Source organism: Paracoccus marcusii, from assembly GCF_006151785.1.
Classification (GTDB): domain Bacteria; phylum Pseudomonadota; class Alphaproteobacteria; order Rhodobacterales; family Rhodobacteraceae; genus Paracoccus; species Paracoccus marcusii.
Map to the genome: position 1 here is coordinate 1 of NZ_VDDD01000127.1, position 9,932 is coordinate 9,932.

A 9,932-nucleotide genomic window follows, 5' to 3' on the forward strand; every position below is an offset into this window, starting at 1 on the left:
CCCTGCCCGGCCCCGCCGCGCCCGACCTTGCGCTGGACTCGCCCGCGGCCCATGCGCGGGCGATGGCCCAGCTGGACGCGGTGCAGGCCTGCATCGACGATCAGCGCGTGGTGCAGATCACGGCCGTGCCCGCCGATCACCGCGCCGCCGCCCCGATGCTGGCGCAGCAGGTGCGCGCGGCGCTGGATCAGGGCGCGACCGGCCTGCTGCTGGAGGGGTTCGGCCCCGGCAATGTCCCCGCAGGAGATGGCGCGATGGCGCAGGTGCTGGCGGATGCGGACGTGCCCGTGCTGATCGCCAGCCGCGTGATCGGCGGGCAGGTAGGCGCGTTCGATTATGCCGCCGGGGCCTGGATCGCGGCGACAGGCGCCGTCGCGGGGGGCGACATGACGCCCGTCGCGGCGCTGGCCAAGATGGTTGTCCTGACCGCGGCCGCGCCCCATCACGGGTGGGACCGCGCCACGCTGGCCGCCCTGCTGGCGCGCGGGCCGACCGGGGACTGTGCGCCCACCGACCGGATGGACGGCCCGCTGTGGCCCGGACAGGTGCTGACCTGCGGCCCCGTGCGGCTGGAGAACGACCCCGATGCCGGGCCGCGGCTGATGCGGGGCGGCGCGGTCCTGTGGCAAGCGCCGGGGCCCGGCGTGCTGCGGATGCAGGGCGACCGGCTGGCGCTTATCGGTCACGACGGGGCGGTGCTGTGGTCCGGCCCCCCCGCCCCCGGCGCGGTGGCGATCCTGTCGGACGATTCTCCGGCGCTGCGCATGATCGACCCCGCCCATCGCGCCGCCCCCGTCACCGCGCTTGCGGGCTGACACCCGCCCGCGCTAGCAAGCCCCAGCAAGGAGACCCCGATGCCGCTGATCCATGTCCTGAACGGTCCGAACCTGAACCTGCTGGGCCAGCGCCAGCCCGAGGTCTATGGCCACGAGACGCTGGCTGATCTCGAGGCGCTGTGCCGCAAGGCCGCCGCCCCGCATGACATCCGCTTCCTGCAGTCGAACTGGGAAGGTCAGATCGTCGACTGGATCCACGAAGCCCGGCTGGAAGCCGCGGCCATCGTCATCAACCCGGCGGCACTGACCCATACCTCGGTCGCGGTGCTGGATGCGCTGAACGCCTTCGACGGCCCGGTGATCGAGGTCCATATCAGCCAGGTCCACAAGCGCGAGGCATTCCGCCACCATTCGTTCGTGTCAAAGCGCGCCGACGGGGTGATCGCGGGGCTGGGGCTGAACGGCTATGCCGCAGCCCTGCGCCACGTGGCGGGCCTGATCGGCTGAGACGAAAAGACCGCCGGACCTGGCCGCAGGGAGGAGGGGGGCGGCAGGACCGGCGGCTTTCCGAAGTGTCCGTGGCCGGACCGGGAGGAGGACGCCACGAAGCATCTGCTTCATAGGTCCACCATGCGCCGGACCCGCGCCCCTGTCAGCGCAGGCCGCGCCGCTTGGTCAACCGGGACGTGCGCTGCCACGGGACCGGGCGCAATTTGAGGGTATTGCCCGATCCTTGGGCACACCCCGCGCGAATCACCGCGCCGTCAGCGCCTCCAGATAGGTGCGCGACCACCAGGCGACATCATGGTCCACCACGCCTTCCAGCAAGGCGGCATGGCGGTCGCGGCGTTCGGCTTGCGACATCCGCATCGCCTGGGCCATCGCGACGGCCAGATCGTGCGGGTCGTGGGGGTTGATGATCAGCGCCTCGGCCATGGTCTCTGCGGCCCCGGCAAAGCGCGACAGGATCAGCACGCCCGGATCGTCGGGGTTCTGGGCGGCGACGTATTCCTTGGCGACCAGGTTCATCCCGTCGGCCAGCGGCGTGACCAACCCGATGCGCGCCTGCCGGTACAGCCCCGCCAGAACGGGACGCGGGAACGGCCGGTGAATGAACCGGATCGGCGTCCAGTTCAACGTCGCGAACTGGCCGTTGATGCGTCCGGCCAAGTGTTCGGTCTCCTCACGGATGTCCTGATAGGCCTCAACCTCGCCGCGCGTCGGGGGCGCGATCTGCAGGAACGAGATCTTCTCGTGCAGGTCGGGGATCTTTTCCAGCAGCAGCTGATAGGCCCGGAACCGCTGCGGGATGCCCTTGGAATAATCCAGCCGGTCGACGCCGATCATCATCTTGGCCCCGGTCAGCAGGCGCATGCGGTCGCTGTCGGGGGCGTCTGCCGCCTCGGTGATGAAGGCCGCGGCGTCGATGCCGATCGGAAAGACCTGCGTGCGGACCATGCGTCCCGACAGCCGGAAGCGGTCCGGCGCGACCTGATCGCCGTCCGCCAGCTGGCGCGCGCTTTCGGCAAAGGCGCCAAGGTCGCGTTCGGCCTGGAACCCCAGCAGATCGTAATGGGACAGCCAATCGAACAGCTGCGCGGGGTTGGGCAGGGCCGCGCAATCGGCCGGACCCGGAAACGGAATGTGCAGGAAATGGCCGATCGGGTTTTCCACCCCCAGGGCGCGCAGTTCGGCGGCCAGCGGGAACAGGTGATAATCCTGCACCCAGATCCGGTCATCGGGGCGCAGGACCGGCAGCAGCATCCGCGCGATGCGCTGGTTCACCCGTGCATATCCATCCAGGTATTCGGGCCTGATGCGCATCAGGTTGGGGCGCCCATGACACAGCGGCCACAGGATGGAGTTGGAATAGCCCAGATAGTATTCGTCATGCTCTTGCGGGGTCAGGTCAAAGGACAGCCGCTGGAACGCCGCGCCCGGATGGTCCTGCAGGTCGGGCGCGGGATCGTCCGTCACCTCGCCCGAGAAACCTACCCATACCCCGCCGGAACTGCGCAGCGCATCCTCCAGCGCCACCACCAGCCCGCCCGAGGGATCGTCCCCCAGCGGCAGGCGGTTCGAGACGACGATCAGGCGCGGTTCGGTGGACATGGGCATTCCTCAGTTCAGCGATGCGTCAAGCCAAGCGGCCAGCGCGGCAGGGTCGGACAATCGGTGATGCGCGGCGGTGGGACCGTCGCCGATCTTGATGGCAAAGCCGCCGCGGGCCTGCGCCTCGGCCATGGCGGGTTCGTCGGTGGTATCGTCGCCCGCAAAGACCGGCACGCGCCCCGCAAAGGGCTCAAGCGTCATCAGATGCGCCAGCGCGCTGTCCTTGCCGACGCCACCGGGGCGCAGTTCGACCGCCATCTTGGCGGGCTGCAGCACCAGGTGCGGGTTCCGGTCGGCCAGATCCTGCATCACCTCCTCGACAAAGGCGCGCAGATCGGGGGCGTCCCGATAATGCAGTGCGACGCCGTGGGGCTTTTCCTCGACCAACAGGGCGGGATGGGGCGCGGCGGCGGCATGGGCCGCGGCATGAAGGGGGCCCGCGTCGAAATCGACCCGGTGCAGGGTCTGGATGCGGCCGGGGCGCAGCGACATCTCGGCGCCGTGGCTGCCCGCGACGATGCCCTCGAACCCGTCCATATGTCCGCGCAGGTCGGCCACGTCGCGCCCCGAGATCAGCGCCACCGCGCCCCCCTGCCGCCGGTACAGCGCCGCCAGCCGGTCGCGCAGCGCCTGCGTGACAACGACCGCATCGGGCCGGGGGGCGATGTCGACCAGGCAGCCGTCGAAATCCAGGAACAGGGCGGCATCGGGGGCAAGCGGGGGTGGGGTCACGTCAGGCGGGCTCCGGCGATTGGGATATACCAAAGGGAACCCGTGACTCCCCCCGAGGGTTCACCGCGGCGTGAGGTTTTTTGACCGCCGACCCGCGCGCGTCAGTATTCGACCCCGGCCTGCGCCTTGATCCCAGACCGGAACGGATGCTTGATCTGGGTCATCTCGGTCACCAGATCAGCGGCCTCGATCAGCGCGTCGGGGGCGCCGCGCCCGGTCAGCACCACATGGGTCATGGCGGGCTTTTCCGCCTGCAGAAAGGCCACCACATCGGCCGCGTCCAGATAACCATAGCGCAGCGCGATGTTGATCTCGTCCAACAGGACCATGCGGATGGCCGGGTCACGGATCAGGTCCTGCGCACGCGCCCATCCGGCCTGCGCCATGGCGATGTCGCGGGACTTGTCCTGCGTCTCCCAGGTAAAGCCCTCGCCCATGGCGTGGAACTGGCAGATGTCGGTGAAATGCGTGGTCAGCAGCGTGCGTTCGCCCGTGTCCCACGCGCCCTTGATGAACTGCACAACGGCGCAGGGCATCCCGTGCGCGATGGAGCGCATGATCATGCCGAACCCCGACGACGACTTGCCCTTGCCCGGCCCGGTATGGACGATGATCAGGCCCTTTTTGCCGGTCTTGGTCTCCATCATGCGGTCGCGGGCGGCCTTTTTCCTGGCCATCTTGGCGGCGTGGCGGTCCTGATCCTCGGCGGAAATCGGGTCGGTCTGCGTCATCGGGTCGCTCCTTGCGGTTGACAAACGGCGGGTGCGGGGGTTTGGGTGAGGGCGTGTTGGTTCCTGTCTATGACAGGCGAAGAGGGAATGCGACAAGGCCCCGGGTCACCAGACCCGCGACCCCAAGCGCAGCCGCCCCCGCGACCGTGACCGGAGAGGTCGCCCGATCCACTGGCCCCGATTGGGGCTGGGAAGGTGGGACGACCGTCGGGGCATCCGCCCCTGAATCCGCAAGCCGGGAGACCTGCCAGCACCTGACGATGACGGGCGAACGGGGTGTTTCGCGACCGGCAGGTGATGGCCGGATGCCCCGTGCCGCCTCCTCTCGGACGCCCCTTGCCGCAACAAGGAAGGGGCCGCGATGCGCGCCGTTCTGCATGTCTGCACCACCTGTCGCGGCACCGTGCCCGACCCGGTTCCCGATGCCGCAGGGACCGATGCCGCAAGGACGGATGCCCTTGGCCCGGACGCGCCGCGCCTTGGCGCCCGGCTGCACGACCTTCTGTCCCGCACCGCCCCAGACGGTGTCGAGATCCGCCCCGTCGAATGCCTTTCCGCCTGTTCGCAGGGCTGTTCCGTCGCGCTGTCCGCGCCGGGCAAGTGGTCCTATGTCTATGGCCGCCTGACGCTGGACGACGCCGCCGACATCCTGTCGGGCGCGCGCGCCTATGCCGGGACCGCCGACGGCATCGTGCCGTGGCGCGAACGCCCCGCCGTCTTCCGCAAGCAGAGCATTGCCCGCATCCCCCCGCATGTCGTGTCGCAGGAGTGACCATGATCGACCTTATCAAGACCCCCGTCACCGTGATCACCGGCTTTCTGGGGTCGGGCAAGACGACTCTGGTGCGCCATCTGATGGCCAACCCCCAGGGGCTGCGCCTTGCGGTGATCGTGAACGAATTCGGCACGATGGGTGTCGATGGAGAGATCCTGAAGGGTTGCGCCGATGCCGCCTGCCCGGCCGAGAACATCGTCGAGCTGTCGAACGGCTGCATCTGCTGCACAGTCGCCGACGACTTCATCCCCACGCTGGAGGCGCTGATGGCGCTTCCCGCCCGCCCGGACCACATCCTGATCGAGACGTCCGGGCTGGCGCTGCCCAAGCCCCTGCTGAAGGCCTTCGACTGGCCCGCCATCCGCTCGCGCATCACCGTGGACGGGGTGATCGCCTTGGCCGATGCCGAGGCCGTGGCGGCCGGTCGCTTCGCCCCCGACGTGGCGGCGGTGGACGCGCAGCGCGCCGCCGACCCTGGCCTGGACCACGAGACGCCCCTGTCCGAGGTCTTTGAGGATCAGATCGCCTGCGCCGATGTCATCCTGCTGACCAAGGCCGATCTGGCCGGGCCGGAGGGCGTCGCAGCGGCACGGTCGGCGATCGAGGCCGAGCTGCCCCGCCCCCTGCCCATCCTGACCGTGACCGAGGGCGCGGTCGATCCGCGCCTGGTCCTGGGCCTGGGCAAGGCGGCCGAGGACGACCTGGACGCCCGCCCCAGCCATCACGACGGCGCCGACGACCACGAGCATGAGGATTTCGACACCGTCGTCATCGACCTGCCCGAAATCACCGACCCGGCCGATCTGGCCGCCCGCATCGCCCGTCTGGCCGCCGAGCAGAACGTGCTGCGCGTCAAGGGCCATGTCGCCGTCGCGGGCAAGCCCATGCGCCTTCTGGTGCAGGCCGTGGGCGCCCGGGTGCGCCATCAGTACGACCGCCCCTGGGGCCAGACCCCGCGCCGCTCGCGCCTTGTGGTGATCGCGGAGCACGACGACGTGAACCCCGACGCGATCCGCGCCGTGCTGGAGGGTGTCCCCGCCTGATGCATGTCATCTTCCGCGAACAGGTCGGGCTTGAACAGTCCGACGCCCCCTATGATCCCGGTCAGACCCCCGGCGATCTGGTGGTCCTGTCCTTTTCGGACAGCGACCTGGGGGCCTTTGCGGAAGGCTGGCGGCGCGCGGCGGGGGGGCTGCCGCCCACGCGGCTGTGCAACCTGGTGGCGCTGCGGCACCCGGTCTCGGTCGACACCTATGTCGAGAACACGCTTTCGGGCGCGCGCGGCATCCTGATCCGGCTGATCGGAGGCGAGGCCTATTGGCCCTATGGGCTGGCCTCGGTCCAGGACCTGGCGCGCCGGCGGGGCATCGCGCTCGCCGTGCTGCCCGCCGACGGGCGCGACGATCCGCGGCTTGAGGAGATGTCGACCGTTCCCCCCTCGGTCCTGCGCGTGCTGCGGCGGCATTGCGACCAGGGCGGCGCGGTCGCGGCGCAGGCGGCGCTGGCGCAGATGGCCATCGCATCGGGCCTGCAGGCCGCGCCCGTGCCGGGGGTCAAGACCCTGCCCGCGATGGGCTTTTACGACCCCGACCGGGGGGTGGTCGCCGACCCGGGCCCGGTCGCGGCGCTGGTCACCTTCTATCGCAGCTGGCTGGCGGCGGCGGATGTGGCGCCCATCGATGCGCTGATCCGGGCGCTGCGGGCGCGGGGCATCGCGGCGATGGGCTTCTTTGCCCCGTCGCTCAAGGCGCCGGGCCTGGGCGACTGGCTGGCCGATGCCCTGCCGGGCGGGCCTGCGCTGGTCGTGAACGCGACCGGGTTTTCCGGGGGGAACGCGGGTCCGTTCGACGGCTGGTCCTGCCCGGTGTTCCAGGTGGCCCTGTCCACCAACCGCCGCCGCGATTGGCTGGCGGCCGAACGCGGTCTGTCGCCGTCGGACCTGGCGATGAATGTCGTCCTGCCCGAGGTCGACGGACGCATCTTCGCGGGCCTCATCAGCTTCAAGGCGGTCAGCCCGCGCGACCCGGACCTGCAGTATTCGCGCTTCGTGCACCGGCCCGATGCGCCGATGCTGGCCCGGGCCGTCGACCGCATCGCCGCCTGGCACGCGCTGGCGCAGGGCGTGGGCCGGGTGGCAATGGTGCTCTCCACCTATCCGGGCCGTGACTGGCAACAGGCCCATGCGGTGGGGCTGGACGCGCCGGCATCCGCGCAGGCGGTGGGGGCGATGCTGGGCACGGACCTGCCCGCGCTGCCGGACGGCACCCTGGCTTGGCCGCTGGACGATTACCGCGCGGCGCTGGCCCACCTGCCGCAGGCGCTGCAGGAGGACCTGCACGCGGCCTGGGGGCCACCCGAGACCGATCCCGATTGCCGGGACGGGGCGTTCCACCTGCGCGCCAGCCTGCATGGCCCGGTGATCCTGGCGTTGCAGCCCGAACGCAGCCACCGCGCCGGGCGCGAGGACAGCTATCACGACCTGACCCGCGCGCCGCGCCATGCCTACGTGGCCTTCTATCTGTGGCTGGCGCAGCAGGGCGCGCGGGCGCTGATCCATATGGGCGCGCATGGCACGCTGGAATGGCTGCCGGGCAAGGCGGTGGCGCTGTCGGGCGATTGCTGGCCTGCGGCGCTGCTGGGGGCGATGCCGGTGATCTATCCCTTCATCGTCAACGATCCGGGCGAAGCCGCGCAGGCGAAACGCCGGATCGGGGCCGTGACCCTGGGCCATATGCCGCCGCCCATGCGGGAGGCCGCCCTGCCCCCCGGCATGGCCGGGCTGGAGCGCAGCTTGGACGAATATTCCACCGCCGACGGGCTGGACCCCGCGCGCCGCGACCGCCTGATCGCCGCGATCCGGGACGAGGCGCGCGCCCTGGGGGTCGAGGCCGATCTGGGCATCCCCTGTGAGGCCAGCGCCGCCGAGGCGATCACCCGCATCGACCGCTTCGTCTGCGACATCAAGGAAAGCCAGTACGGAGAGGGGCTGCATGTCTGGGGCAGCGGCGCCTGCGGTCAGGCCGAACGCGACGGGCTGATGGCCGCGCTGGCCGGGCGATTCGTTGCGCCGGGGCCGTCGGGATCGCCCAATCGGGGGCGGTCGGACGTGATGCCCACGGGGCGCAACCTCTACAGCGTGGATCCGCGCGCCGTGCCCACCCCCTCGGCCCATGCGCAGGGGGTGAAGCTGGCAGAGGAGCTGCTGCGCCGCCACCTGCAGGATCACGGCGACTGGCCGCGCGGGCTGGTCGTGGATCTCTGGGGCAGCGCGACCATGCGCACCGCGGGCGAGGAATTCGCCATGGCCCTGCATCTGGCCGGGCTGAAGCCGGTCTGGGATGCCGGATCGGGCCGCGTCTCGGGGGTCGAGGTCCTGCCGCTGGCCCTGCTGGGCCGCCCCCGCATCGACGTGACGCTGCGCGTGTCGGGCCTGTTCCGTGACGTGTTCCCGGTGCTGGCGCAGCTGTTCCAGACCGGGGCCGCGACGCTGGCTGCGCGGGACGAAGCGGCGGATCAGAACCCCTATGCCGGGGGCGCACGGGTCTTCGGCCCGCAGCCCGGGCAATACGGGCTGGGCATGGGCACCGCGCCCACGGAATTCACCGATGCCGCGCGTCAGGCCGCGGGCGAGGCCTGGATCGCGGCCTCCAGCTGGGCCATCGGGGCGGATGGCGCCAGCCATGAGGCCCGCGACGCGCTGGAGGCGCGGCTGGCCGCGACCGACAGCTTTGTCCACGCGCAGGACCTGCCCGAGACGGATCTGCTGCTGGCCGCCGACTATGCCGCGCATGAAGGGGGCTTTGCCGCCGCCATGGCGCGGATCGGCGGCCGGGCCAGCCTGTACCATCTGGACGCCACGCAACCCGACCGCCCCCGCGCCCGGACCCTGACCGAGGAGATTGCCCGCACCACCCGCTCGCGTGCCGCCGATCCGGCCTGGGCCGATGCGATGACCACACATGGATACCGGGGCGCGGCCGAGATCGCGGCGACGCTGGACCACATGGCGGCCTTTGCCCATCTGGCGGGCGCGGTGCCCGCGCATCTGTTCGACCTTTATCATCAGGCGACCTTGGGCCGCCCCGAGATCGTCGCCTTCATGCAGGACGCGAACCCCGCCGCCCTGGCCGCGATGCGCGACCTGTTCCAGCGGCTGCACGATGCCGGTCTGTGGGTCACGCGGCGCAACTCCATCGCGGCGGGGCTGTCATGATCCGCGGCTGGTGCCCCGGCGCGCTGCAGCCGATGGAGTCCGGCGACGGGTGGGTGGTACGCATCCGCCCCCCCGGCGGGCGTCTGGACGCAGCCCAGGCCCAAGCCATCGCCGATGCCGCCCAGACCCATGGCAACGGCGTGATCGAGCTGACGGGCCGCGCCAACCTGCAGCTGCGCGGCGTGACGCCCGCGACCCATGCGCCCCTGATCGCGGCGCTGCGCCCGCATGGGCTGATCGACCCCGACATCGCTACGGAGACGCGCCGCAACATCCTGGTCACGCCCTTCGCGGATGCCGCCACCGATATGCTGGCCGCCGATCTGGCGGCGGCGCTGGCGGCCAGCGGCCTGGCCCTGCCCGCCAAGTTCGGTTTTGCGGTCGATACCGGTCCCGCGCCGGTGCTGACCCAAGACCCCGCCGATATCCGCATCGAGGCAGGCCCGATGCTCCGCGCCGATGGCATGGACCGCGCCGCACCCTATCACGGGCCGCAGGACGCGCTGGCGCTGGCCCGCTGGTTCCTGGACCGGGGCGGCGCGCCCGACGGGCGGGGCCGCATGGCCGCATTGACCGCGCGGGTGCAGCCCCCC

At 71.1% G+C, this 9,932-nt stretch carries 7 protein-coding genes, 2 pseudogenes and 1 riboswitch; of the genes and pseudogenes, 6 read left to right on the top strand and 3 right to left on the bottom strand.

What is annotated here, in order from left to right; all coding sequences use genetic code 11:
• Together FHD68_RS19085 and aroQ are read left to right on the top strand one after the other, a co-directional pair.
• Window positions 1–815 (top strand): annotated as a pseudogene (locus FHD68_RS19085) (hypothetical protein); the annotation flags it as partial.
• A 39-nt stretch (window positions 816–854) separates the two neighbouring features.
• Window positions 855–1,283, top strand: a complete 429-nt coding sequence (gene aroQ, locus FHD68_RS15590; protein WP_042250123.1) for a type II 3-dehydroquinate dehydratase — start codon at window positions 855–857, stop codon at window positions 1,281–1,283.
• A gap of 246 nt (window positions 1,284–1,529) precedes the next feature.
• Here aroQ and FHD68_RS15595 read toward each other — a convergent pair whose 3' ends face one another.
• The 3 genes from FHD68_RS15595 to cobO form a co-directional block, all read right to left on the bottom strand.
• A complete protein-coding gene (locus FHD68_RS15595; RefSeq protein WP_045981574.1) occupies window positions 1,530–2,888 on the bottom strand; it encodes an alpha,alpha-trehalose-phosphate synthase (UDP-forming) in 1,359 nt (452 codons plus the stop codon).
• A 9-nt stretch (window positions 2,889–2,897) separates the two neighbouring features.
• The gene (gene otsB / locus FHD68_RS15600; protein WP_164871387.1) at window positions 2,898–3,620 is read right to left on the bottom strand and encodes a trehalose-phosphatase; all 723 of its coding nucleotides are present in this window, start codon (window positions 3,618–3,620) and stop codon (window positions 2,898–2,900) included.
• A gap of 101 nt (window positions 3,621–3,721) precedes the next feature.
• Window positions 3,722–4,351 carry a cob(I)yrinic acid a,c-diamide adenosyltransferase gene (gene cobO / locus FHD68_RS15605; RefSeq protein ID WP_127897647.1) on the bottom strand — a complete coding sequence of 210 codons (630 nt, stop codon included), beginning with the start codon at window positions 4,349–4,351 and terminating at the stop codon, window positions 3,722–3,724.
• A gap of 40 nt (window positions 4,352–4,391) precedes the next feature.
• Window positions 4,392–4,617, top strand: a riboswitch (cobalamin riboswitch).
• 95 nt (window positions 4,618–4,712) lie between these two features.
• Here cobO and FHD68_RS15610 point away from each other — a divergent pair.
• The 4 genes and pseudogenes from FHD68_RS15610 to FHD68_RS15625 all read left to right on the top strand — a co-directional run.
• Window positions 4,713–5,123, top strand: coding sequence for a DUF1636 family protein (locus FHD68_RS15610; protein ID WP_127897646.1), 411 nt, complete (start codon window positions 4,713–4,715; stop codon window positions 5,121–5,123).
• A gap of 2 nt (window positions 5,124–5,125) precedes the next feature.
• On the top strand, window positions 5,126–6,169 hold the full coding sequence (gene cobW / locus FHD68_RS15615; protein WP_127897645.1) for a cobalamin biosynthesis protein CobW: 1,044 nt from the start codon (window positions 5,126–5,128) through the stop codon (window positions 6,167–6,169).
• A complete protein-coding gene (cobN, locus tag FHD68_RS15620) occupies window positions 6,169–9,339 on the top strand; it encodes a cobaltochelatase subunit CobN (protein ID WP_127897644.1) in 3,171 nt (1,056 codons plus the stop codon). The genes cobW and cobN overlap by 1 nt, the downstream gene beginning before the upstream one ends.
• Window positions 9,336–9,932 (top strand): annotated as a pseudogene (locus tag FHD68_RS15625) (precorrin-3B synthase); the annotation flags it as partial. The gene cobN and the pseudogene FHD68_RS15625, both read left to right, overlap by 4 nt.